The sequence below is a fragment of the Bacillus sp. (in: firmicutes) genome (assembly GCF_031983925.1).
GTDB classification, from domain to species: domain Bacteria; phylum Bacillota; class Bacilli; order Bacillales; family Bacillaceae_G; genus Bacillus_A; species Bacillus_A pacificus.
This window is the reverse complement of sequence record NZ_DALYZR010000007.1, coordinates 1-25,780: the sequence shown is the minus strand read 5'-3', so window position 1 is coordinate 25,780 and position 25,780 is coordinate 1. Positions and strand designations below refer to the sequence as shown.

Genomic DNA, 25,780 nt, shown 5'->3' with positions numbered 1-25,780 from the left:
TTCCCCCTTATAATTTTGGTTTTTTTAAAGAATAAGCGATGTTTTGTACAAGCAAAACACCATCTTGGACTCCCTCAATAATAACTTCAGTTCCTTGTGAAATATCTTTTTTCCCAATTGTTTTAGCTGGAATTGCATTACTTCCAAATTGGGAGGAGATTAATACTTCACCAAATCCTTCTGTAGGAATTGTCGTAATGACTTCTCCCTTGCAACCAATGAATTCATCCATACGTTGCACAGTATTTTGTTCTGCTTCTGCAATCGGTTTTAAAATTAATATTTTCATTATGAATACACCAATAAAAGATATAGCAAATGCAGCCACGAAAATAAGAAGACTATTAAAGGAAAATAAATATTCTCCTATATAACTAAGTCCACATAGCATGGCGAAAAAACTAAGTAATAAAGTAACAACGGATACCGATCCGCCTCCAAAACTAAATATGGATTCAAATATATCCCCAAAAAAGATATAAATCACAGTGAGTATAGTAGCAATAATAAATCCGTATAAATAAATTGTCTCAAGTGGATAACCAAACAAAACCATTTCTTATCCCCCTCTCTTAAACAATCCCTTTTTTGTTATGTGTATGCCCCACCTCTTTCAAAGATTATTGTTCTTAATTTTCAGTTATTTACCCTTTAAAGAAAAGCCTGTAAGACAGGCCCCCTAAAAAAGAACAGGAGAAGCCTATTGTGACAGGCTCCTCCTAGTAAATAACCGATATATTATATATCTATATAATATACTATTTTCCACAAAAAGTAAAGTTAAACATACATTGGAAAAGCACTTATTTTACTGATAATTCGTAAGTTCCATCGCCATTATCATATTTATATACATACAAGTAGTACTTACCTGGTTTTGCATTAAAATTTGCCTCTATATGATTTCCATTTGCTTGACCGTAAGCAGCATAATTTTGCATATCTGATTCATGGTGAAGTACCCATGTCATCCCGATTCCATACTCATTTAAAACGGAAATATCAATATTTTTCGCTGATGCTACATTAAATGTATAAACATCAGTGTGATCTCCGCCGATAAGGCTACCTTTTATAGTAGTGTTTAGTCCAATACGATTTGCTTCCTCTGGGCGATTATTTGGTTCTGATTCTGTTAAGCTTCCATCTTTAACCGTAACCGTTGTTTCGCTTTTGCTCTCTTTTCCTTTATCATCTTTTACTCTTAACGCTACTTTATATGAACCTTCTCTTTCATATACATGTACCGGATTTACTTCTGCACTTGTGCTTCCGTCTCCAAAGTCCCATAAATAAGAAACAATTTTTCCATCTTCATCTTTTGAGCCGTCACTTTTAAATTGAATACCTTCTTTTACAAGTCCATTATAAGGGCCATTTATATGAACCGTTGGAGCTTTATTTTCTCCGTCATCTTTTGCGATACCGTGGAAGACTACATCATATTCAAACTCATTTGAGCTATTTACACGGTAATTGACGAAATATGCTGTAACAGTTTTGTAGCCACTCCATTCTTTTTGCCCAAGTTGTTCCAAAGCTTCATTTACTTTTTTACTCATTGCGTTCCAATCTTCTGACTCACCTTTTGTTACACTACCTGTATACGTACCTTCTAATGTAAATGTATTAAAGAATTGGGAGCTATGTTTTGTCATTTTTGCATCTTTCATCGGCAACGTTTCAGTAATTTCTTTCTCTACTGCTGTTAATGATTTTGGGGCATGTTCAGCTAAATAATCATCTGCTACTTCCGGTACATTATATTTATCTTGATTATCGATTAGCTGCTGCATATACTCTTGATACTCTTCATTTAGTTTAAGGTCTTTACTTAAATTCTCACGATAGGCATCATAATTTTTCACGTCATTTGCACGAATTAAATCTTGAATTTTATCAAACGTTTCAAATTGATGTGTATATAAGTAAGATTGCAATGCGAACGAGTAATTATAGAAATCCCAAGAACCATATTTAGCAAATAGTGTGCGCTCTGCAGTATAACGGCTTGCAGGATCAGATGATAATCCACTAATGATGCTCTTTCTCGGTACTACATTATTTGTACGAGTAGCCCCTGCGAAAAACTCTGCGTTTCCTTCTTGGAACCAAGTTAACCTTTCATTTTGATACATATCTCCTCTTCCGAATAAACCTGGCACTTCATATCTCCCTTGAAGATAATGAGTAAACTCATGGCGGAATAACTCTTCTAAACTATAAATACTTTGTTCTGGCGTGCGTTCATATGTAAAGAATGTTCCTGTTTCTTCAATATAAATTCCACCGTTGTTCGTTTCATATCCATACAGTTGTCTATTTAACTGGTACTCTTCTGGGCTGTTATAAATTACTATCGTTAATATATCATCTGCATTTCCCGGCTCTAACGCTTTATCATTCCCAATTACACGATGATACTGCGCCTTTACTTCCTTTGCAGCCCAGTACAGTCTCTTAATTTTTTCTTCCGATACTTTATCTCCTGTTTTAAATACGATAGATCCATCATCAAATGTATACGTTTTTGGTAAGTACTGTTCTTTTCCTTCTTTACGTATTTTCTCTAAATCTACTGTATTCCCGCTATAATCTTTTCCGTTATAATTTGTTGTAATTTGTTCTACTGCGACAAAATACGGTTCACTTAAACGTGGATACATATGCATTGCCTGTGTCACAACTTCTAATCCTTTATTTGGATTACTGTGAAACTTCCCTAAACGACTAGCAAAGTAAATGCCATTATTAACGAGCCACTTATTTTCTTGTGTTACTTCATTTAGAAGAGCGATACGATTTATTTCATTAATAAACCCATCTACTTTCCCGTACCACATCGTTTCATTTGCTTCTTTACGAGCTTCAATTAAGTAAGACTGTATATCATAGTCAATCCCTTGCATAATATCGTATATTGCTTGTCCCTTCATTCGATCATTTACATACGTAGTAAAATTATCATTGTATTGCTTTAAAATATTTGATGCGTATTGAACTGTTTCAACATCGCTTGACGCATTACTAATCAATTTACCGTATGCAGATACGACTGTATCTTGTTCAGCTGTACCAAGCTCAAAGTTTGGATTTTTTGCGATTGCTTTTAAAGCAGGTAAACATTTGTCCTGGAAGCTTCTTTCATTTAATTCACTTAATTCGTTATTATAAAATGCCAAATAAAAAGCTGAACGTAACACTTCCGTAAATGTTTGAATTCCTTTTGAATCATCTTTCGTAAATGTACTACCCCGATGAGCTAATTCATCTATAACGACTTGCATTTTCCCTTTATCTTTATAAAAAGCTTTTGCATCTTCATTAAACTGGAATAAGTCTGTAATTTGATGCCACTTAATACTGCCTAACGTTTCAACTAATTCTTGATTATTCATTTTGTTTAAATCAGCCATTGAATAGCTTTCTTTAACTTGCTTTACTGCCGCTTTGTTCGGAATAGATGCTGGTCGCTGTGAAAAGTCTCCTACTTTTAACCGTTCTTCAAACGATAATATTTCCTCCGCTTTAGAAACGTGTCCAATCTCATCTACTGGTTTTTCAATTCCAACTGGTTTCGAATGCAATACATTATATGGCACCTTTTCTTCTGCTGATGCATGAGTTTGAATTGCCCCCAGCGATAGAGCCATTGTACTAATACTAAGCATTACTTTATTAATTTTTGATTTCTTGTTCATATCCTTGCCCCCTATTCAAATATTCCATTCACGAATTTAACATAAAATCTAGATACAACAATATAAAATGCAATATTTCATATTATTTCTTCTTACATTTTGTACATATCGTGAACAAATTCCCTTTTTTCTCCCGAAAGTAATCCGAATCCTTTCACGTAATAAAAAGGGAATTTTTTGACAATTATTTCTTTAATTGTTATGATTAATATAATTGTTAACTTTATTAAACAAGGGTGGGATTCTATGATAAAAAAAGAAAACAGTGTATTTTATATCTCCATCTTGCTAACAACATTATTCATCATATGGGGAATTACCCCGGCAAGTTGGATACAAGGCTATGATTTACAAAGCGTTACATCTTCCTTAAATTCATTTATCCTTAATAAATTTGGATGGTTTTACTCTCTACTTATGACCACAATGATTATTTTAGCCGCTTATTTAGCATTTTCTAAGTACGGTTCTATTCGTCTTGGTAAAGATGGTGAAAAACCAAAGTATAGTTATCCATCTTGGCTATCCATGTTATTTGGGGCAGGAATGGGAATTGGACTCCTCTTTTATGGAATCGCTGAACCGATTTCACATTTTACAGATCCACTAACAGGAAAAGCAGGTACAGAGGAAAGCGCCAAGCTCGCTATGCAATATTCATTTTTCCACTGGGGTCTCTTTCCATGGTCACTATACGCAATGGTTGCTTTAACAATTGCATATTTCACATTCCGCAAACAAAAAGGTAGCACAATTGGGGCTACAGTTACTCCATTATTTAATCGATCGAAAAATTCTCCTATCGGAAAAACAGTTGATATTTTAGCTGTTTTAGCCACTGTATTCGGTATTGTGCCATCTGTTGGGATTGGTGCTCAACAAATCGCCGGAGGATTAAGCTATTTATTCCCTTCTATTCATAACACTTTACTTACACAGCTCATACTTATCGCCATCTTCGCTGTTTTATATTTAACAAGTGCACAAACAGGCTTAGATCGTGGGATTAAATATTTGAGTAACTTAAATTTCTCTCTTGCAGGTATATTACTCGTCTCCTTTTTACTTTTAGGACCAACTGTATTTATTATGAAATATTTCACATCTACACTCGGTTCTTATATTGGAGCTTTACCTAGTATGGGATTAAATTTAGGAGCATTTAATGAAAAATCTTCTTCTTGGATAGAAAACTGGACTATTTTCTATTGGGGATGGTGGATCTCTTGGTCTCCATTCGTCGGTACATTCATCGCCCGTATTTCTAAAGGACGCACAATAAAAGAGTTTATTTTTGGAGTTGTATTAGTCCCAACTCTTATCTGCACATTTTGGTTTGCAGTATTTGGCGGTACCGCTATCCATATGGAAATGTTCCAATCGCTTGGCATAGCTGATGAAATCGCGAAAAATGGTACAGAGATTGGATTATTTGCTGTTATTTCACATCTACCGTTCTCTACATTTTTAACAATTATCGGGTTAATTTTAGTAGCCACATTTTTCGTTACTTCTGCTGACTCGGCAACATTTGTCGTTTCTATGCAAACGAGTAACGGAAGCTTATCACCAAAAAATAGTTTAAAACTTATATGGGGATTAACAATCGCGATCATCGCAGCTATTTTATTACAAGTTGGAGGGTTAAATGCACTGCAAATTGCAGCGATCATCGCAGCACTACCATTTTCTATCGTAGTCGTCCTTATGGTTACTTCACTCTTTAAAGAGCTACGAAAAGAAGACGTTAATTTGCAAACGAAAGAAGTTCCGAAAAAAATAAAAAAGGTTATGTAACGATTGGCACCTCTTCTTTTAGAAGAGGTGTTTTCTACATTCATTTCATTTATTTTTCCAAAACAAATAAAACCTACTTGTTTTATAGGAATTATATGTTATTATAAAGGAAATAAATTGAATCTTTTTACATTTATTTACTAACTATTAATCTTTTTTTCTTGATATCTAAATGAAGGGAGGTTGTCCATGTGGAGATAGACATTGATTTTATGAAGGAGCAAATTCCACTATTTGTAGATAGTGCACTATTAACTTTAAAAATCGCATGCTTCGCCATTATCATTTCATTATTTATTGCGAGTATAAATGGTTTAATTCTGTTCTTTCGAATTCGTATTATACATAAAGTTGTTCGCGCTTATGTGGAAGTAGCCCGAAATACACCTTTACTCATTCAATTATTTTTCTTATATTTCGGTTTACCATCATTAGGCATTAAATTATCTAATTTTTCAATCGCATTACTTGCAATGTGTTTTTTAGGTGGTGGATATATGACAGAGGTCATTCGATCTGGTCTTGATTCAATATCCAAAAGCCAAGTGGAATCAGGATATGCCATTGGATTAAATAAATGGCAACTATTTAGATTTGTAGTTTTACCACAAGCTGCAACTATTTCTGCACCAGCCTTATTTGCAAATTTTATCTTTCTATTAAAAGAAACATCTATCGTTTCTGCGATCGCTATTCCTGAATTGTTGTATACAACAACGAATTTGATTTCAATTTATTACAAAACATCTGAGATGCTCATTATGTTAACAGCTTCCTATATCTTTCTTTTTGTACCACTATCATTTCTACTATCTTGGTTAGAAAGGAGAAATCGTTATGGGCAATTCGGGCATTAATCTACTAATAGAATCGCTTCCGCAATTGCTAAAGGGACTAGAACAAACATTATTAATTGCATGTTTTACAATCATCATTAGTACAATTGGCGGCATTCTATTTGGAATCATTCGTACATCAAAGATTACTATTTTGAGGTTCATTTCAAGAACTTATATTGAATTATTTCGTTCTATCCCAATCCTTGTTTGGTTATTTCTTTTCTTTTTCGGTCTTCCAATCACTCTAGGGATAGATGTTTCTAGTACAGTAGCTGCTATTACAGCTCTATCATTATGGGGAATTACAGAAATAGGCGAAATTGTAAGAGGTGCACTTCAGTCCTTGCCAAAGGGACAAGTAGAAGCTGGCAAATCTATCGGAATGAATAAGAAACAATTATATCAATATGTACTCATTCCTCAAGCAATACGGCGAATGATTCCCGCTACAATAAACATCTTCATTCGTATTATTCAAACGACATCTTTAACTGTTTTAATTGGTGTAACTGAAGTTATAAAGGCTGGACAACAAATTGTAGAACGAACAGGGGAAGCATTTCTCATATACGGTTGCTTATTTATTTTTTATTTCTTACTTTGCTATCCATTATCTATTTGGTCAAGAAAACTAGAAACAAGATGGATATAGACAATTCAATCATTTGAGAGGAGAAGAAATATGACTGCACCATTGTTGCAATTACAAAACATCTATAAGTCATACGATGATAACCCTGTTTTAAGAGACGTAAGCTTACAAGTATCTTCCGGAGAAGTCATTGTTATTTTAGGACCAAGTGGCTGCGGAAAAAGTACATTATTGAGATGCTTAAATGGTCTTGAGGATATCCAAAGTGGGAAAATGCTTTTTCATAACGCCCCCCTTCCGAAAAACGATGGGAACTGGCAAAAACTTCGTCAAAAAATCGGAATGGTCTTTCAAAGTTATCATTTATTTCCTCACATGACTGTTCTAGAAAATATTTTACTCGGTCCTCTAAAAGTACAAAAACGAAATAAAAATGAAGCATTGAAGCAAGCAGAACAATTATTACGAAAAGTAGGTTTACTAGAGAAAAAAGATGCCTATCCAAGAGAGTTATCTGGCGGGCAACAACAGCGTATTGCAATTGTTCGCACTCTCTGTATGAATCCTGAAGTAATTTTATTTGATGAAGTAACAGCTGCATTAGATCCTGAAATGGTCAAAGAAGTATTAGAAGTCATTATGAGCTTAGCTAAACAAGGTATGACAATGTTAATTGTCACTCATGAAATGGGATTTGCAAAAGCTGTTGCTGATCGAATTATTTTCATGGATGAAGGAGAAATTTGTGAAACAGGAGATCCAACTACTTTTTTCACATCCCCACAAACAGAACGTGCACAACATTTCTTAAATCAATTTTTCTATATTGAAACGGTGAAAGGGAGAGATATTATATGAAAAAGTTTTTAACATTTATTATTATCGGACTCCTTTCTATTTTAGTCGTTGCATGTGGTTCAAATGAAAAGAAAACAGAAAAGACCTCGGCAAAACCAAGTGGAAAAATTGAAGAAATAAAAGAGCGCGGTGAACTAGTAGTTGCTGTTTTTACAGATAAACCACCGTTCGGTTACGTTGACAAAGATGGGAAAAATGTTGGATTTGAAATTGATATGGCAAAACGGTTTGCGAAAGACTTATTAGGTGATGAATCAAAAGTAAAATTTGTTCCCGTTGAAGCAGCAAGCCGCATTCCATATTTACAATCTGATAAAGTAGATTTCGTGTTAGCAAATATGACCGCAACAGATGAGCGAAAAAAGGTAGTTGATTTTACAAATCCACATTTAAAAGTAGCTGTGCAAGTGCTTGTTAAAGATGGTAGTCCTATTCAATCAGTAAAAGATTTAGAAGGGAAAAAAGTAATTGTAACAAAGGGTACAACTGCAGATATTTATTTAACAAAGAATATGAAAAACGTAGAGTTAATTAAATTTGATAAAAATACAGAAGCTTTACAAGCACTAAAAGATGGCCGTGCTGATTCATATGCTCAAGATAATCTTGTCCTTCTATCTTGGGCAAATAAAAATCCTGGATTCCACTTATTAAAAGACAAATTAGGTGGAGATGACTTAATTGCTATAGCAGTGAAGAAAGGCAATAAAGAAGTACATGATTGGGTAAATAAAGAACTTGAAAAACTAGGAAAAGAAAACTTCCTACATACATTATATGACAAACATCTAAAAGAAGAATTCGGTCCTCAAATTAGTCCTGAATCTGTTATTACTGAGGGCGGCAAAGTAAATTAAATAAAACCCATTCGTATGAATTATAATCTTCATACGAATGGGTTTTTACTCTATTATATAGTGTTGTAAACATGCTTTCTCATCTCCACAATACCCAACATGATGAGTAGCATCCTTGTTCATATTTGCAATAAATGATGCTATCTCTTCAATCTTTAAAATAGAACTAACATACATAACCATCCCTCCTCCCCCATACATTCTTTATTCCACACTAATTTCCTCCTCTATAAAAAAAGACACTATCATAAGCAAGTTTCAAATTGAAATCGCCATGATAATGTCTTCTTAAAAATTCATGAAATCTTATTGTTTAATACACAAAACAATATATTATTTACTTCTTAAATAATTTTTTTCTAAATACAAACATACTAAGTGCAGATAAAACGAATGCTAGTCCAGAAAGTAAAGATACATTGCTCTCTTGCCCACCCGTTGCAGCTAAAGTGTTTTTACTCTCTTCTTTTTTATTATCCACTTGTTTATTGGATTCATTTTCCTTTGCTAGCTTGTTGCCTTCTTTTCGTCGCTCTTCTACTACTGGTTTACTTGTTCCTTCTTTTGATTTCTCTTCCATAACTAGTTTAGGTGTTTCTTCTTTCGACTTCTCTTCCACCGCTGGTTTAGTCGTTTCCTCTTTTGGTTTTTCTTCTACCACTGGTTTACTTGTTTCTTCTTTTGGTTTCTCTTCCACCGCTGGTTTAGTCGTTTCCTCTTTTGGTTTTTCTTCTACCACTGGTTTAGATGTTTCCTCTTTTGGTTTTTCTTCTACCACTGGTTTAGTCGTTTCCTCTTTTGGTTTTTCTTCTACCACTGGTTTAGTCGTTTCTTCTTTTGGTTTCTCTTCCATCACTGGTTTAGTCGTTTCCTCTTTTGGTTTTTCTTCTACTACTGGTTTAGATGTTTCCTCTTTTGGTTTTTCTTCTACCACTGGTTTAGTCGTTTCCTCTTTTGGCTTTTCTTCTACTACTGGTTTAGGTGTTTCTTCTTTTGATTCAGTTTTATTTACAACGTTTTGTATTACTTCTCCACTAAACCAAATACCTAATCCAAAATAATTATTTCCATCAAACGTAAACTCATATACTTTCTCCCCTGGCGTACTCCAAGTGATTGTACCTTCTTCATTAATAATTCCGCCTTCACTTTTCAGTGTAATGTCCTCAAGCGGTACTCCTTCTACATCATGAACAGGGATCTTCACAGCTTGATTCATTTGCACATCATCTAAAGTAATTTTCTGCCTTCTAATATCTATTGTACTCCACTGAGATAATTGTATAATCGGTCTAATGTCACGAATCTCATTACCAGGTAACTTTAAGCTTATTAAATCTAGCATCGAAGCAAAAATAGAAATATCTTGAATTTTATTATCGGATAAATCTAACCACTGTAAATTTTTCAATTTACTTAATGGCGTTATATCTACTACTTTATTTCCTACCAATTCAAGTTCGTTCAACATACTTATTTCACTAATAGCTTCCACATTACTAATTTCATTATGATTTAACTTTAATACTTCTAAATTCTTCAACTGTTGAATTTCTTGAAGTGATGCATCATTAAGCTTATTATTAGATACATTTAAATTTTTCATTGCATTTAATGTGAACAATGGTCTAATGTTCTTCACATTATTGTCACTTATATCTATTTTTTCAAGCTTATCTAATTTCGAAAGTGGTTCAATATTTTCAAGTTGATTCGAAGTTAATTTCACAGCCTTCAAGCTTCTCAAATTCGAGATAAAATCTACATTTTTCAGCTCAATATTATCTAGAACCAACTCTTCTATGTTTGTCATATATTCTAGACCAGAAATATCAGTAATGCCTTGATTTTTCCCATCAACTATTTTTAATGATTTAATTTGTAATAAATCTTCTTTTGTTATAGATGATTCTAAGTTCGCTCTTCCTAAACCATTTTTATTAATGAATTTTTGTAAATTTTTATCTTGAATAATATTTATATCTTCATGTTTTTCAACGATGTTTTGGTATACTGTTCCATTAAATAGTATTTGACTTTCAGCAGAATCTGTTTCTAATTTAAATTCATATACTTTTTCTCCTGTACTATTCCATTTAACAGATCCGTTATTAAGCGTCCCTTCCTCGCCCTGCCATTTAATATTTTGAACTATTTCACCATTTGAATCGTATATAGGAATTTTTATATCTTCATTTACTACTCCATCACTTAAAAAGATTTTTTGTCGCTGAAGTTTAATAGGAACCCTTTTCCCTAATTCTTTCACTGGTCTAATGTCACGAATTTCATTTGCTATTAAATTCAAAGCATATAAATTATTTAATTTACTAATTGGCGAAATATCAGAAATATAATTTTGCTCTAAATCAAGTGATTGTAACTGTTGCATTTTTGCTAATGGTGTTAAATCTCTGATTTCAGCATTTGCAACTTCTAGTTCAACAAGATTCTTCAATTTACCAATTTCTGTCAGATTATCAATATAATTATTTCCTATCCATAACAAGCGTAAATCATCTAATTTCTCAATATCTGTCAGATCACTAATTTTATTATTACTTAAATATAATTTAGTTACAGAGTCCATTGAAAATAGCGGCTTAATATCCGTGATTTCATTTCCAATTAAATCTAACACCTTTACTTTTTTCAACTGGCTTAATGGTGTTAAATCACTAATTTTGTTATCACGTAAAGTTAAGAATTGTAGTTTTTCCAGTTGAGAAATAGGTGCAATATTTTCGATTGGATTCAAATATAACTTCATTGTTTTTAATTTTTTTAGACTTGATATTGGTGATATATCTTTGACATTAGACTCATGTAATTCAAATGCTTCTAGATTTTCCATATACTGCAGACCTTCTAAACTCTCAATACCCTTTCCTAAGTACACCTTTAACTCTTTAATTTGTGCTGCATCTTCCTCAGTAATAGGTGCATTTATATCTGCTCGTTGTAAAACACTTTTATTAATATATTGTTGTAATTTATTATCAGATATTATGTTTTTTACTTGTTGTTGCTCTTCTTTTTTCTCTTTTGATTCTTCTATAGTATTATTTTCTGAGTGAACTGTATTTACTTCAAACTGCACTTGATACTTTTCATCATATCCCATAGATGGAATGAAAATATGCATTTGCATTTTATATCTTTTTCCTAGTTCTCCAATTTCAAACTGAATCACTTTTGTCCCATTTTTTCTCTTATCTTCTGAAAGTACTTTTACATCATGTAAAGTACCTGGATTTTGACTATCTTCTACCTTAAGGTATTGGAAAAAATCACTATCATTTAGCGTAGCTGTTACAATTTTTTTACCGTTCTCAATTGTTACTTTCGGTTCTTTTATATACGTTGTAGCTCGAGATTCTTCATTTGTTTTCTCATTATATGCTTTTAAAACAACATCATACGTTCCATCCTTTAAAATATGCCCAGCTTTATTTACTTCACTTACTACAGCTGCTAACGCCGGCGTAGAATATGTAGCAAATGGCAACGACAACGTCGCCGCTATTAACATTGCATTTATATGTTTTCTTTTATTATTTTTCACTTTAAACTTTCCTCCAAGTTATATAAATTGTAATTTCTTAACATATGATTTTTTAGTTATTGTTTCTAAAACAGATACCACTCCAATTAAGTTGACCACTCATTAACATCTAATTTATTTTCTTTTTAACTTTACATCTCCTCCAAAATATATAATTCAAAATGTAATCATTTCTCGAATAAATGATAATGATTTTCATTATCATTGTCAACTAAAAAAATAAAAAGTTTACAAAAAAATAACCCCTTAAAAAGGGGTTATGCCATTTTCTCTCCTGATTCTTCTCTAAAAAAGCTCTTCATCGCATGGAATACATCTGCTTTTTGCTTTAAAATATAATATCTGAAGTTTTCATCTTTAATATTTTTATAGGCTGACATGAGGGTACTATGGCGGTTGTACTGATTCACTTCCCCATACCCAAACATATTACACTTCTTCATTAATTCTTCAACAAGTTTTACACATCTAGCATTATCTGAAGTTAAATTATCACCGTCTGAAAAATGGAATGGATAAATATTATAGCGGTCTGGTGAGTATTTATTATCAATTAGCTCGAGTGCTTTTTTGTATACAGAAGAACAAATTGTTCCGCCACTTTCTCCTTTTGAGAAAAACTCTTCCTCTGGAACTACTTTTGCCTCCGTATGATGGGCAATAAATTCAATATCTACTGTTTCATACTTTGTGCGTAGAAATCTCGTCATCCAGAAAAAGAAGCTCCGTGCCATATATTTCTCCCATATTCCCATCGATCCACTTGTATCCATCATCGCTAATACAACAGCTTTTGAATCTGGCTTTAACACTTCATTCCAAGTGCGAAACTTTAAGTCTTCTTGGTGAATCGGATGAAAAGATGCTTTACCACGCATCGCATTTCGTTTATATGCGGATATCATCGTTCTTTTCTTATCAATGTTGCCCCATAATCCTGTTTTTCTAATGTCATTAAATTCAACATGCTCAATTCGGTTTTCATCCATTTCTTTTCTCTTTAAATTAGGCAGCTCTAACTCTTTGAAAAATGCTTGCTCTAATTCTAAAATAGAGACTTCAGCTTCATAATAATCTTCTCCAGCCGCATCCCCTGCTCCTTGCCCTTTTCCTGGCCCTTTTTGCTTTTGACCACCTGATCCATCTCTCGCAACGACATCACCAACTTTGCTGTCACCATTTCCTTGCCCAACGTGTTTGTTTTTATCATAATTGTACCTAATCTTATATTCATCTAAAGAACGAATCGGTATTTTTACAACATCCTTACCATTAGACATAACAATGCTTTCTTCTGTTACAAGATCGGGTAAATTATTCTTAATTGCCTCTTGTACTTTCTCTTGATGGCGTTGTTGGTCGTCATATCCTTTGCGATGGAGGGACCAGTTTTCCTGTGAAATCGTATAATTTGGTTGGTTTTCTTCACCCATTTCTTTCCCTCCTTACTGTAATTGTCTTCCTATATGAACAGCAAGCTAGAAATTTTGTTTTATACTGTGCCAGCTAGAATGAAAGATAACTGCCCATCGAAAATCATCCCATAAACATATATAACGTTTTTCATATAATACTCCGAGCATCCTAAACAAAATTTTGCCACTCACATACTAGAAAAGAATCATTCAGCCTTTGATAAGAAAGAAACACAATGCATAGTTGCACACATTTACACTTTGCAACATATTGTATTGTGTTGGCTTTTTTCGTATGAATGGTTGGTTACTCTATCATATGCATATTGTAAAAATAATTGACAATAAATTCATAAAATTGCATCTTAATTTATTATATTTGGACAAGGTATGACACTTTACACATATGAATGGATAATAAAACGCTGTCCCGCAAAATACAAGAGACAGCGTTTTGTTATCAAACTATCGGTTTAGCAGGCTACCTACATAGCGTAATAATTCATTCGCAGATGAAGAATTATAGCCGTGCTCATCAATTAAGCGTGCAACAACATCATTAATTTTCTTAAGCTGATTTTCGTCTGGTGTTTTCGTTGATGTTGTAATTTTCACTATATCTTTTAAATCAGCAAATAGTTTTTTCTGAATTGCTTCGCGAAGGCGCTCATGTGAGTTATAATCAAAGCGTTTTCCTTTACGCGCATAAGCAGAAATGCGAATTAAAATCTCTTCACGGAATGCTTTTTTTGCATTTTCTGAAATTCCAATTTGCTCCTCAATTGAGCGCATTAGCTTTTCATCTGGACTCATTTCTTCACCTGTTAATGGGTCACGTAATTTTGATTTATTGCAATATGCTTCAACGTTATCTAAGTAATTATCCATAAGTGTCTTCGCTGATTCTTCATATGAATACACAAATGCTTTTTGTACTTCTTTCTTCGCAATTTCATCATATTCTTTTCTTGCTAATGAGATGAAATTCATATAACGCTCTCGATCTTCATTACTAATTGACGGATGCTGATCCAACCCGTCTTTTAGCGATCTAAGTACATCTAATGCGTTAATAGATGGTACCTCTTTTCGAATAATTGTAGAAGAAATTCGGTTAATCACATAACGAGGATCAATACCGCTCATGCCCTCATCTTGATATTCACGTTGCAGCTCTTCTACATCAATCGCATTATAACCTTCTACCGTTTCTCCATCATATAAACGCATCTTTTTAATTAAATCAATATCCGGACGCTTCGGATCTTTTAAACGAGTTAAAATTGTAAACATTGCTGCAACGCGAAGTGTGTGTGGCGCAATGTGAACATTGGACACATCACTTTCACGAATCATTTTTTCATAAATATGTTCTTCTTCACTCACTCGTAAATTATATGGAACTGGCATTACAATAATTCTTGAGTGTAATGCTTCATTTTTCTTATTTGCTATGAAAGAGCGATACTCCGTTTCATTCGTATGCGCTACAATTAATTCATCTGCTGAAATAAGCGCAAATCTTCCCGCTTTGAAATTCCCTTCTTGCGTAAGCGATAATAAATGCCATAAAAACTTCTCGTCGCATTTTAACATCTCTTGGAATTCCATCATCCCACGGTTTGCCTTATTTAATTCCCCATCGAAGCGATACGCTCGTGGATCTGATTCTGAACCATATTCTGCGATTGTAGAAAAGTCTAGACTACCTGTTAAATCGGCAATATCTTGTGATTTAGGATCAGACGGGCTAAATGTACCAATCCCTGTACGGCGATCTTCCGAGAAGAAAATACGCTCTACAACTACATCCTCAATTCTCGAACCATATTCTTGTTCTAGACGCATAACGTTGAGTGGTGATAAATTCCCTTCAATTCTAACCCCATACTCATCAAAGAAATCATCCCGTAAATGGTGCGGAATTAAATGAAGTGGATCCTCATGCATTGGGCATCCTTTAATTGCAAAAATTGCTCCTCGATCTGTTCGTGAATATGTTTCTAATCCTCGTTTCAACATCGTAACTAATGTTGATTTCCCTCCACTAACAGGACCCATTAATAATAAAATACGTTTTCTAACATCTAATCGTTTTGCAGACGGATGAAAATATTCCTCTACAAGACGTTCTAAAGCATCCTCTAACCCAAATAGCTGATTACTAAAGAAGTTATACTTTCTTCTACCATCAACTTCTTCAATTCCAGCATCTTTTATCATATTGTAAATGCGAGAGTGTGCTGTTTGAGCCACCCATGGTCTTTCCTTCACAAGCTCCAAATACTCCGCAAACGTACCTTCCCATTGTAAGCGTTCTTCTGCTTCTCGATGCTGTTCAATTTTTTTTAGAATATCCATTATAGCTCCTCCCCCATCTCCTTGTTCAATCGGATTATTATAAAAGGTATGCTAGGATGTCCTTAAACATTCTTTAAATCAAAATGAAATATACAGTAGTGCTATAAAATTCTCTCCAAAATTCAAAGAAAATTCTGTATAATATAGGTATTAAAGTTTTTACACCTCTATTCATTTTAAATAAATTCTTTTCTTCCAAGAACATTACATACATTTCGATTCATATTTCAGATTCGTAAACTGAAAAATAGGAGGGATATTAGTATGAAATTATTATTAATTTTAGGTGTATCACTCACATTTCTTACAGCTATTTTTACATCTGGTTACAATGATAAACCCGGTACACATAAAAAGTGATGTGCTTCTTAGCACATCACTTTTTTTATCAATTATTTATAATACACATTTTCCACATCATATTTTGATAAAGGGCGGCTATAATAATAACCTTGTACAAACTTCACATTCTTTTCCTTCAAAAATTGTATTTGTTCCGCTTTTTCTACCCCTTCTGCAATTACATTCAATTCCAACGTATGAGCTAAATGAATAATTGCAGCCGTAATATTCGTATCGCGTTCATCTACATGTATACCTTCCATAAAAGAACGATCAATTTTCAAAGTATCAATTGGATACGTTTTTAAATAACTTAAAGATGAATATCCTGTACCAAAATCATCTAAATGAATCTTTAAATTTTGTTCTTTTAATTGTAGCAATACTCTTTTCGATATATCTTTATGTATAAGGGCTCCTTCTGTAACCTCTATCGCTAATAAATGGGCTGGTACATTGTACTTATGTAAAGCTCGTGTAATCATCTCTATTAATGTAATAGAGCGAAAATGCCTGGCTGAAATATTAACTGCAATTGGGACAACTTCATATCCTTTATTTAACCATTCGCGTATTTGTCGACACACTTCATTTACTACCCATTCATCAAGCTTAATAATAAATCCTGTTCTTTCTGCTAGCGGAATAAATTGATTGGGAGAGACAAATCCTAATTCTTTATTCTCCCATCTTATTAAAGCCTCCATACTAGCTATTTTTTTCGTTTCAATATTAATTTGCGGCTGATAATATAAGAAGAATTCATTTTTTTCTATAGCACGATGTAATTGGTTTTCTATTATAAATCTTTGTTCACGCTCACAATCTAACCCGCTGCAATAAAAATGATAATGCCCTTTTCCTTTTTCTTTTGCTTTTTCCAAAGCATAATGCCCTTTTCCTTTTTCTTTTGCTTTTTCCAAAGCAGCATCAACTCTTTGGAATAATATTTTTTCATCTTCTCCATCTGTTGGAGCCATTACAATTCCGATTGACGCACTTAAATACACGTCCTCTTCTTCGATTACAAAATGTTCACTAATCCTTTTCAGTATGTTTTTGGCAACTCCCTCTACACGTTCTTTCGTTATATTTTCTATTAACATAACAAATTGATCATCGTGTTCTCTAAATAAGTGCATACCAGCTATTTCAAAACTGCTTAAACATTCTGTAACTTTTTGTAATACTTTATCTCCTTCTTTATGGCCAAAAGTATCATTAATAAGATGAAATTCATCTAAATCTATAAAAACAAGCGCAAACTCTATATTATCATTCAACAAAGTATTTAACTTATTTGCACATGAAATTCTATTCATTAATCCTGTTAACTGGTCATAGTAAGCTAAATATTCCGTTCTCATCTCATTTAATACTTGCCTTGTAACATCTCTCGTAACAATATATACTCCAACAATTTCACCATTTACAATAATCGGAATCGTCCTCAGAGAAATATATAGCTCGTACCCTTCTTTATGAATATACTTCTTTGAAACAATTTGCTTCGCTTTTCCTTGCATGGATCCTTTAAATATACTTTGAAAATCTTTTTCATATTCTTTATTAATAAATTCAAAGATAAATTTATTATTTAATTCTTCATATCGATATCCAAATATTTCATACGTTGCTGGATTCGCGTATGTAATTCTACCTATAGAATCTATAGATATAATGGAGTCATTATTATATTCTAGTAATGACTTAAATAACATTTGTTTTTCCTCTATTTCAATCTTCTCCTCAATTTGAGCTGTAATATCCCTCGTAATACAAATAATAAACTGACATACTCCTTCTTCATCAAATACAGGATTAAGTGAAGATTCATAATGTAAATTACCAGTTGGTAAACTAACTACATCACAAAAGGTATGTGCTTTTACTTCGCTCGCTACTTTTGCATATTGCACTTGCAATATTTCCGCCGTATCTTTCGGCAATACTTCAGAAAACGTTTTTCCATAACATTCTTCGCTTAGCTTTGCATAATCCATACCTATCTTATTTACATAAATATATGTAAAGGTTTCATCATCCATAACTTTCACAATAAATACTAAATCTTGAATAGCATGTAATAATCCTCTTCTTATTAAATCCATATCTATCATACTTAAAAAGGTATTTTGATTACGATATTGTTCCTTCATATTTATCTCAACCTGTCTGATCTATTTTTATTCATATATCACCATTCTATATGACTATGTACCCTTTTTTAAATGTATGATTCCATATTTATTTTTATTTTTAGAAAAAAAGTCGCCATATGGCGACTTTTAATAAACAATTTCTAAATCTAATCCTGGATAATTTTGTTGACGGAACGCTTCATAAATTAAAATAGCTGCTGTATTTGATAAATTTAATGAACGCACTTTATCAGTCATTGGAATACGTAAACAATGATCGAAATTTTCTTCGATTACATTAGCTGGTAAACCGTTCGTTTCTCTTCCAAATACAAAGTAGTAATCCTTCTCACGTTTACTATAATCAAACGCTGTATGAGCTTTCTCGCCATACTTTGTTAAATAGAAGAACTCACCGTCTTTATTTTTCTCATAAAACTCTTCAATTGAATCATAATACGTAATTTTCACGTGCTGCCAATAATCTAATCCTGCACGCTTTAACATTTTATCATCCGTTGAAAATCCAAGCGGTCTAATCAAATGCAATTCTGTTCCAGTTGCTGCACAAGTACGAGCAATATTTCCTGTATTTGCTGGAATTTCTGGTTGATATAAAACAACATGTACTCCCACGCGATATTCACCTCTGTTTTTTGTCTACTACGTATTATACCACTTGAGCGAAAAATCTCTACCCATTAATAATATGAAAGAATTTATATTTCATTTGTGGTGTATATTTACTAGAATCTTCATAGTTCCAATAACGCCGACGGCTATTCGCTGAATGTGCATTTACAAGTGGCATACCATCTGCGTCTTTTGCTACTACAATCGTCGTATGATTCCACCTACCATCATCCTCGAAATCATAAGCGATGACATCACCAAGAATAAGGTCCTCTGGCCTTTCTACAGCTTCAGCTCGAAGTCCTGATGTAGCACCTGACAAATACCAATAAAAAGAGTGTGCAACAGCCCAGCTCCAACTCCACTGATTCTCCCTTTGCCACCATCCTTTGCGAATATTAGGATATCCATTCATTGGTACTTCTCCAGTATGAAGACATTGAGAAATAAAATTCGTACAATTATCAGGAAAATTACGATATGCAGGGTTTCGATCATCCCACCAACGCTCTGCATATTTAACTGCCTCTAAACGGTTGTACTGATAGGAACCGTACTTCTCTTTTGTAACTTCCCTTTCTAATGTCTCACTCATTCCAACTGCTTCTGGCACTTCAATAGCATAATCACCTATTATCCGGCTATTATTTAAACAAACTCTTCGTTTTAATTGTTCCTCTTCAATATAAAATAATTCTTTATGCTTAATTAAATATTTAAAATGTATTTGATAATCAATTTCTTGATGATTGCTATTATTGAATTGCCTCATAAAAGAAACGTCCGCAGTTGCTTTTACTATCTCTGCATTACGCTTTTGAAATAATTGTTTCTTTCTCTTTGCTATTTGTAATAAATCTTCAGCAATACCATCTACATTTGTTCGTTTCTCTGTTATATATGCTAAAAAGTGTTGGACTTGCTTTTCAATATTTATTTTTACAACCATTTCGTCTCCCTCCCATATTACAATATGAAAAAGGGAGATATTATCTACTCTTTTTTCTGCGCTAACAATTCAAGTCCGCGATTCATTTCATGAAGAACCTCTTCGTCTTTCTCACGTTGCATCGCTTTTTCAATAGCTTCGCCCACGCCGTCTCCACCAATTTTCCCAAGCGCCCACGCTGCTGTTCCGCGAAGTACTGGTCTTGGATCGTCTTTCATAACACCAATTAAATCAGGAATTGCTGATGCCTCTTTAAAATGCGCAAGTGCCAAAATTGCATTTCGTTGCAACGGTTTTTTACCTCTCCATGAACCAGACATAATTCCATATTTCTCTTTAAAATCACGATTGCTAATTGTTAAAAGTGGTGTTAATAACGGCTTAACTAACTCAGGATCTGGTTCCATCTCAGGGTGATTATGAAAATCCATTCCTTTATTTTTCGGACAAACTGTCTGACACGTATCACATCCATAAATACGATTACCTATTTTGTCGCGATACTCTTCCGGTAGGAATCCTTTCGTCTGTGTTAAAAATGCTATACACTTCTTCGAATCTAACTGTCCTCCTTGTATTAAAGCACCTGTAGGACAAATATCAATACACTTTGTACAGCTCCCGCATTGATCTTCTATCGGCTGATCTGGTGGGAATGGAACGTTTGTAATCATTTCTCCTAAATATACATACGAACCAAATTCAGGTGTAATAATAGAGCAGTTCTTACCGCTCCATCCAATACCAGCACGCTCTGAAACAGCTCGATCGCTTAATTCACCCGTATCAACCATTGACTTAACTTCTATATCGGGAAGTTTTTCGATTAAATATGCTTCTAATTTCTGCAAACGATCTCGTAAAACTAGATGATAATCTTGTCCCCAAGAAGCACGACAAAAAATCCCACGGCGTTCTCCACGCTTACTTAATGGTGCATTTTTTAATTTTGAAGGATACGCTAATGCAATCGCAATAATTGATTTTGCACCAGGTAATAAAAGCTGTGGATTCGTTCTCTTTTCTATATCAGGCTCTTCAAATCCAGATTGATAATTTAATTGTTGCTGCTGGATTAACCGCTGCTTTAATTCTTCAAATGGTGAAGCACTAGCAAAGCCTATTTTATCTATACCAATCGTTTTACTATACGCAATGACATCTTGCTTTAATTGTTCAAAATCCATTCCTAATCGCCTCCTCAGATGAATCCATCCTTTATGTAACGATCTATTGGTTAGCAATTCACTTTTGGAATACTATTCTTTACTTCTATTTTCGCATAAAATACTGTTTTCCAAACATTAAAAAACGCAATGCCTCGTTTATCTCGGAAACGAAACACTGCGTTGATCACAATTTATAGAAAAACATTTAATAAAATTTGGAGCGGGTGAAGAGAATCGAACTCTCGACCAGAGCTTGGAAGGCTCTTGTTTTACCACTAAACTACACCCGCAAATATGAAATACATATAAGATATTAGAATAACTTATGTAAAGTAGTATAGCATGTAAAAAAAGCGGAAGCAAGAATTTTATCGAAAAAAGTCGAAAAAGTGATGAGTAGCTCATCACTTTTTCAATTCTTTATCAATCGCCTTCTTCATACTATCGAAATCAGGATTTGCAAGATTTCCGTTTATATATACTGAAGGAGCACCTTGAACTTTTAATTTTTGAGCACGATCTGAATCTTTACGTACTTTTTCTTTTATTTCTTTACTGTGTAAATCTTTCTTAAATTGATCTACATCAACTTTCGGAAGCTTCTCTTTCACAATGTTAAGAAGTAATTCTTCTGTAATCCATTCTTCCGTATCTTTCTTTTGACTTTGATAAATCTCATCATAGAAAGTCCAGAATGAATCTTTATCTTGTTTATAAATTGCTTCACCAGCTGCTGCACCTAAATCAGAGTCTTTCCCAATAAACGGAAAATTAATAAAGTATAATTGCACTTTACCTTTATCAATATACTCTTCTTTTAATCGTGGCAATACTGTTACATCCCAAGTACGACAAGCGGGACATTTGAAGTCTCCAAATTCAACTACCTTAACCGGAGCATCATCTTTCCCTAAAGATTGTTGTGTGGAATAAGCAAACATCTCATTCCCTTTATCTTTTTTGTCATTTATGATGCTATACGCAATCGTTCCGATCACAATCAATACTGCAATGGAAAAAACTATACCAAGAGCCATGAGTTTGTTCGATGATTTCATATACATTCCTCTTTAATTTCATATTCTGTATACAGCATTGTACACAATACACATAATATCAACACTTATATACGTCACGCAATGAACACGCTCACATAAATTACAAAAACACAATAATTGTGACGATATTGTGTCACGATTTGTCACAATTTATTCAAAAAAAAGAAGCTCCTATTTAGGAACTTCCATTAGCTTACTGCTTTTTCACGAGCACTATTTAACATCGACTGCTCTGTTTTTATATCATGACGAATGACTAACTTCTCACTAACTGCTTGCACATACTCATCATGATTGATATAGCCTTCTTTCTCCATCAATCTCAAAACGACATTTCGTCTCTCTACGGCCTTATCATAATTTTGTACCGGTGAGTAATAAGCAGGTGCCTTTACTACAGCAGCCATCATTGCACTTTCAGCCAATGTTAATTGGCTCACCTTTTTACCGAAGTATAGGTTTGCTGCTTTTTCAATTCCCCATGCTCCTTCTCCGTAATAAATATTACTTACATATAATTTTAAAATTTCATCCTTTGTAAATGTACGTTCAATTTTTTTTGTATAAAAAATTTCTTTCCACTTGCGAGAAAATGTACGTTCATTCGTTAAAAAAGCATTTTTTGATAACTGTTGTGTAATTGTGCTACCACCTTGCACAACACCACCAGCTTTTATATTCTCAACAGACGCTCTGATAATCGCTATATAATCTAAACCGTTATGATGATAAAACCTTTTATCTTCTGTTGCAATAAATGCATGTGTTAATGATTCTGGCACCTCTAACTTAGCCGGTACATGTAATTTACTAATATCACTTTTCTCGATCATTACATTTCCAATGAATAATAACGCGAAACTTAACAATAATAATAAAATAATGGCTTTATACAAAAACTTAGTCATTGGATTTAATGCAACTTTTTGATGATAGTTCACCCTAGATAATACTCGTTCTTTCATCTTAAACACCTCTTTTCCACACAGCGTATAATTCTTACTTTAAGAATACCTTGTTGTAAAAAAATATCCCATCGATTTCTCTTACACATACCTTACATCATTGTAAGGTATAAGGTGAAACTTTAATCAGAACGCACCAATCTGATTGCCCGGCAAATAGTGGGATAAAAAAGTATTGTATCACAGTCCTTTTTTATCTACTATTCATCTGAAATATTGAATATAGATTATGCTAAACCAATAACAGATTAAATCTTAAGGCTATTATACTTTCTATATTAAAGCACTCTATCTTCATTATATCATCTACCAATATATATACTTTTGAGTATCTAGTAATCTAAATGTATATAATATATCATACATTATACAGAACAAACGTTCTTAAAATCAATACTAACACTATTATTATTTTGACCTTTTTCTTAAACAGTATACAAAAAAGAGTAGTGATTTGATTGTATCTCAAACCGGCTACTCTTTTCTTTACAATCTTCCTATTAAGTTATATGGCTGCACTTCCCACGTTTCATACGGAATACAATGTGTTGCTCTCATCGCATCAAGCGTTCTGGATTTCATATGAGGACGCGTTATGTACTCATCTATGTTCTCTTCATTTAAAGCAACAAATTTAGCCTCTTGTATTTCTTCAGGCTGAATTTGTATTTCACCGCTCACGTATGCCACTTTAAAAACAACAGCTAGAATGTGCATGGAAGCATTATAGTAAACTCCTGTAATACCGATAGGCTTCACCGTTAATCCTGTTTCCTCTTTTATTTCCCTACAAATTGCTTGATCGAGCGCTTCTCCTTCTTCTACCTGTCCTCCTGGCAACTCCCATGTATCCGATCGCCAATGTACTTTAGCTAATAACACTTCGTCTTTTTCATTTGTTAAATAACCTGCTACAGCAACGATATGCTTTGGTGTTTTATGTTCCATATTAAGCCTCCTAGCAATAATGAATATTTCACATATCCCTATAAGCATATTCCCTGTCTACAACAAAATACCTTTACTCATTCATCACCTTAATGAAATTCATAAAAAGAAGCCCCTATCCGTTAAATGAAAAGGGGCTTCTATCGTATTATTCTCCTAAGTCTACGTTGTGGTAAACTTGTTGCACATCTTCTAAATCTTCTAATGCATCAACCATTTTTTCAAATTGTGCTTGTGCATCTTCAGGAAGTGTTACATCGTTTTGTGCAAGCATTGTTAATTCAGCAACTGTAAATTCTTCAACGCCAGCATCTTTAAGAGCAGATTGTACTGCATGGAATTGATCTGGTTCAGCATACACGATAACAGCATCTTCTTCTTCAAGAATGTCACGTGCATCCACATCTGCTTCCATTAAAATCTCAAGAACTTCATCTGATGTTTTCCCTTCAAGACCGATAACAGCTGTTGCATCAAACATGTAAGCTACAGAACCGTTTACACCCATGTTACCACCGTTTTTGCTAAATGCAGCTCGTACATCTGCTGCAGTACGGTTTACGTTGTTTGTAAGTGTATCTACAATTACCATAGCTCCATTTGGCCCGAATCCTTCATAACGAAGCTCGTCATAATTTTCTTCTGAACCACCTTTTGCTTTTTCAACTGCACGATCGATAATTGTTCTTGGAACATTGTATGTTTTCGCACGTTCTAATACCACTCTAAGCGCTTGGTTTGATTCCGGATCTGGCTCGCCTTGTTTTGCCGCTACATAAATTTCACGTCCAAATTTCGCGTATATACGGCTAGTATTTGCATCTTTTGATGCTTTTTTATCTTTAATATTATTCCATTTACGACCCATACTTTCCACTCTCTTTCCGGTTTTAAATCTACATAAAAATATTAATATGAAATATCATGTGTGTTCAACACATTTTTAAAAGAAATATAAAAAGTTCATTTTTGATTCATATTACAGACATAATATAAATCACTATCATTTTGTTCTTTCGACAAGTTATATTATACATGAATTGCTACATTTATCACGAATTTTAGAATCACATAACATAATTTAGCAAAAAAACTCTACCATTTCTATTAGAGTTTTTTACATCACCGATACCGATTTCCATAATATTCCCTTAATTCCTTTCTATTGTTGTATAATTAAAATAGGAAAAAATTTGAAGTGAGTATAGAGGGGGAGAATTATGACACATTCAAATACTACATGAATACGTTTATCTTAATCATTTAGTACCTATTTGTGCTTATTCTTTAGTATGATGAAAATATAAAAAAGACTCTACACATTTGGTGTAGAGTCTTTTTTATTACGCCGTTCGTGATACCGATGGTCGGGGTCGAACCGACACTCCCGAAGGAACACGATTTTGAGTCGTGCGCGTCTGCCAATTCCGCCACATCGGCACAAAAGAAAAGGCGGCAACCGGATTTGAACCGGTGATAAAGGTTTTGCAGACCTCTGCCTTACCACTTGGCTATGCCGCCATATAAAATTTTACTGGAGCGGAAGACGGGATTCGAACCCGCGACCCCAACCTTGGCAAGGTTGTATTC

Annotated in this window: 19 protein-coding genes and 3 tRNA genes; 5 read left to right on the top strand and 17 right to left on the bottom strand. The window is 33.7% G+C overall.

Annotation, left to right across the window (positions count from 1 at the left end; all coding sequences use genetic code 11):
- Positions 1-7: 7 nt before the first annotated feature.
- Positions 8-556: an NfeD family protein gene (locus RTP99_RS19170; RefSeq protein ID WP_000242449.1), complete on the bottom strand. Its 549-nt coding sequence runs from the start codon at positions 554-556 to the stop codon at positions 8-10.
- Between the two features lie 247 nt (positions 557-803).
- The gene (gene colA / locus RTP99_RS19165; RefSeq protein ID WP_001036369.1) at positions 804-3,701 is read right to left on the bottom strand and encodes a collagenase ColA; all 2,898 of its coding nucleotides are present in this window, start codon (positions 3,699-3,701) and stop codon (positions 804-806) included.
- A gap of 246 nt (positions 3,702-3,947) precedes the next feature.
- Here colA and opuD point away from each other — a divergent pair, with 246 nt between their 5' ends.
- The 5 genes from opuD to RTP99_RS19140 all read left to right on the top strand — a co-directional run bounded on the left by opuD (position 3,948) and on the right by RTP99_RS19140 (position 8,644).
- Entirely contained in the window at positions 3,948-5,498 is a 1,551-nt protein-coding gene (opuD, locus tag RTP99_RS19160) for a glycine betaine transporter OpuD (RefSeq protein WP_011039981.1), read from the top strand.
- Positions 5,499-5,689: 191 nt separating this feature from the next.
- Entirely contained in the window at positions 5,690-6,355 is a 666-nt protein-coding gene (locus RTP99_RS19155; protein ID WP_046646254.1) for an amino acid ABC transporter permease, read from the top strand.
- A complete protein-coding gene (locus tag RTP99_RS19150) occupies positions 6,336-6,989 on the top strand; it encodes an amino acid ABC transporter permease (protein ID WP_000528399.1) in 654 nt (217 codons plus the stop codon). The genes RTP99_RS19155 and RTP99_RS19150 overlap by 20 nt, the downstream gene beginning before the upstream one ends.
- Before the next feature lie 30 nt (positions 6,990-7,019).
- Positions 7,020-7,787, top strand: a complete 768-nt coding sequence (locus RTP99_RS19145; RefSeq protein WP_000126486.1) for an amino acid ABC transporter ATP-binding protein — start codon at positions 7,020-7,022, stop codon at positions 7,785-7,787.
- Positions 7,784-8,644 (top strand): transporter substrate-binding domain-containing protein, encoded by an 861-nt coding sequence (locus RTP99_RS19140; protein ID WP_000714177.1) that lies wholly within the window; start codon positions 7,784-7,786, stop codon positions 8,642-8,644. The genes RTP99_RS19145 and RTP99_RS19140 overlap by 4 nt, the downstream gene beginning before the upstream one ends.
- A 45-nt stretch (positions 8,645-8,689) precedes the next feature.
- On the opposite strand, the gene RTP99_RS19135 is transcribed toward RTP99_RS19140, so the two are convergent.
- The 15 genes from RTP99_RS19135 to RTP99_RS19065 all read right to left on the bottom strand — a co-directional run bounded on the left by RTP99_RS19135 (position 8,690) and on the right by RTP99_RS19065 (position 25,711).
- Positions 8,690-8,821, bottom strand: coding sequence for a hypothetical protein (locus RTP99_RS19135; RefSeq protein ID WP_000289527.1), 132 nt, complete (start codon positions 8,819-8,821; stop codon positions 8,690-8,692).
- A 160-nt stretch (positions 8,822-8,981) separates the two neighbouring features.
- Positions 8,982-12,209: a leucine-rich repeat domain-containing protein gene (locus RTP99_RS19130; protein ID WP_312366946.1), complete on the bottom strand. Its 3,228-nt coding sequence runs from the start codon at positions 12,207-12,209 to the stop codon at positions 8,982-8,984.
- A gap of 257 nt (positions 12,210-12,466) precedes the next feature.
- Positions 12,467-13,642: a sporulation protein YhbH gene (yhbH, locus tag RTP99_RS19125; protein WP_000503513.1), complete on the bottom strand. Its 1,176-nt coding sequence runs from the start codon at positions 13,640-13,642 to the stop codon at positions 12,467-12,469.
- A 447-nt stretch (positions 13,643-14,089) separates the two neighbouring features.
- Positions 14,090-15,985 (bottom strand): PrkA family serine protein kinase, encoded by a 1,896-nt coding sequence (locus RTP99_RS19120; protein ID WP_000353283.1) that lies wholly within the window; start codon positions 15,983-15,985, stop codon positions 14,090-14,092.
- Between the two features lie 392 nt (positions 15,986-16,377).
- A complete protein-coding gene (locus RTP99_RS19115) occupies positions 16,378-18,486 on the bottom strand; it encodes a sensor domain-containing protein (protein ID WP_000664295.1) in 2,109 nt (702 codons plus the stop codon).
- Positions 18,487-18,615: 129 nt separating this feature from the next.
- On the bottom strand, positions 18,616-19,104 hold the full coding sequence (gene trmL / locus RTP99_RS19110) for a tRNA (uridine(34)/cytosine(34)/5-carboxymethylaminomethyluridine(34)-2'-O)-methyltransferase TrmL (protein WP_000538147.1): 489 nt from the start codon (positions 19,102-19,104) through the stop codon (positions 18,616-18,618).
- 58 nt (positions 19,105-19,162) lie between these two features.
- Entirely contained in the window at positions 19,163-20,050 is an 888-nt protein-coding gene (locus tag RTP99_RS19105; protein ID WP_000260538.1) for an amidase domain-containing protein, read from the bottom strand.
- A 44-nt stretch (positions 20,051-20,094) separates the two neighbouring features.
- The gene (gene queG, locus RTP99_RS19100; RefSeq protein WP_000345218.1) at positions 20,095-21,237 is read right to left on the bottom strand and encodes a tRNA epoxyqueuosine(34) reductase QueG; all 1,143 of its coding nucleotides are present in this window, start codon (positions 21,235-21,237) and stop codon (positions 20,095-20,097) included.
- A gap of 198 nt (positions 21,238-21,435) precedes the next feature.
- Positions 21,436-21,509 (bottom strand) — tRNA-Gly (locus tag RTP99_RS19095).
- A gap of 114 nt (positions 21,510-21,623) precedes the next feature.
- Complete coding sequence (locus tag RTP99_RS19090; protein ID WP_000842720.1) at positions 21,624-22,277, bottom strand: DsbA family protein; 654 nt, start codon at positions 22,275-22,277, stop codon at positions 21,624-21,626.
- 188 nt (positions 22,278-22,465) lie between these two features.
- Entirely contained in the window at positions 22,466-23,242 is a 777-nt protein-coding gene (locus RTP99_RS19085) for a transglycosylase domain-containing protein (RefSeq protein WP_000664712.1), read from the bottom strand.
- Positions 23,243-23,728: 486 nt separating this feature from the next.
- Complete coding sequence (locus RTP99_RS19080) at positions 23,729-24,190, bottom strand: NUDIX hydrolase (RefSeq protein ID WP_000400448.1); 462 nt, start codon at positions 24,188-24,190, stop codon at positions 23,729-23,731.
- A gap of 148 nt (positions 24,191-24,338) precedes the next feature.
- Positions 24,339-25,058, bottom strand: a complete 720-nt coding sequence (locus tag RTP99_RS19075; protein ID WP_000532946.1) for a YebC/PmpR family DNA-binding transcriptional regulator — start codon at positions 25,056-25,058, stop codon at positions 24,339-24,341.
- 490 nt (positions 25,059-25,548) lie between these two features.
- Positions 25,549-25,630: transfer RNA gene (locus RTP99_RS19070), tRNA-Leu, on the bottom strand.
- 10 nt (positions 25,631-25,640) lie between these two features.
- Positions 25,641-25,711 (bottom strand) — tRNA-Cys (locus RTP99_RS19065).
- Positions 25,712-25,780: the final 69 nt, after the last annotated feature.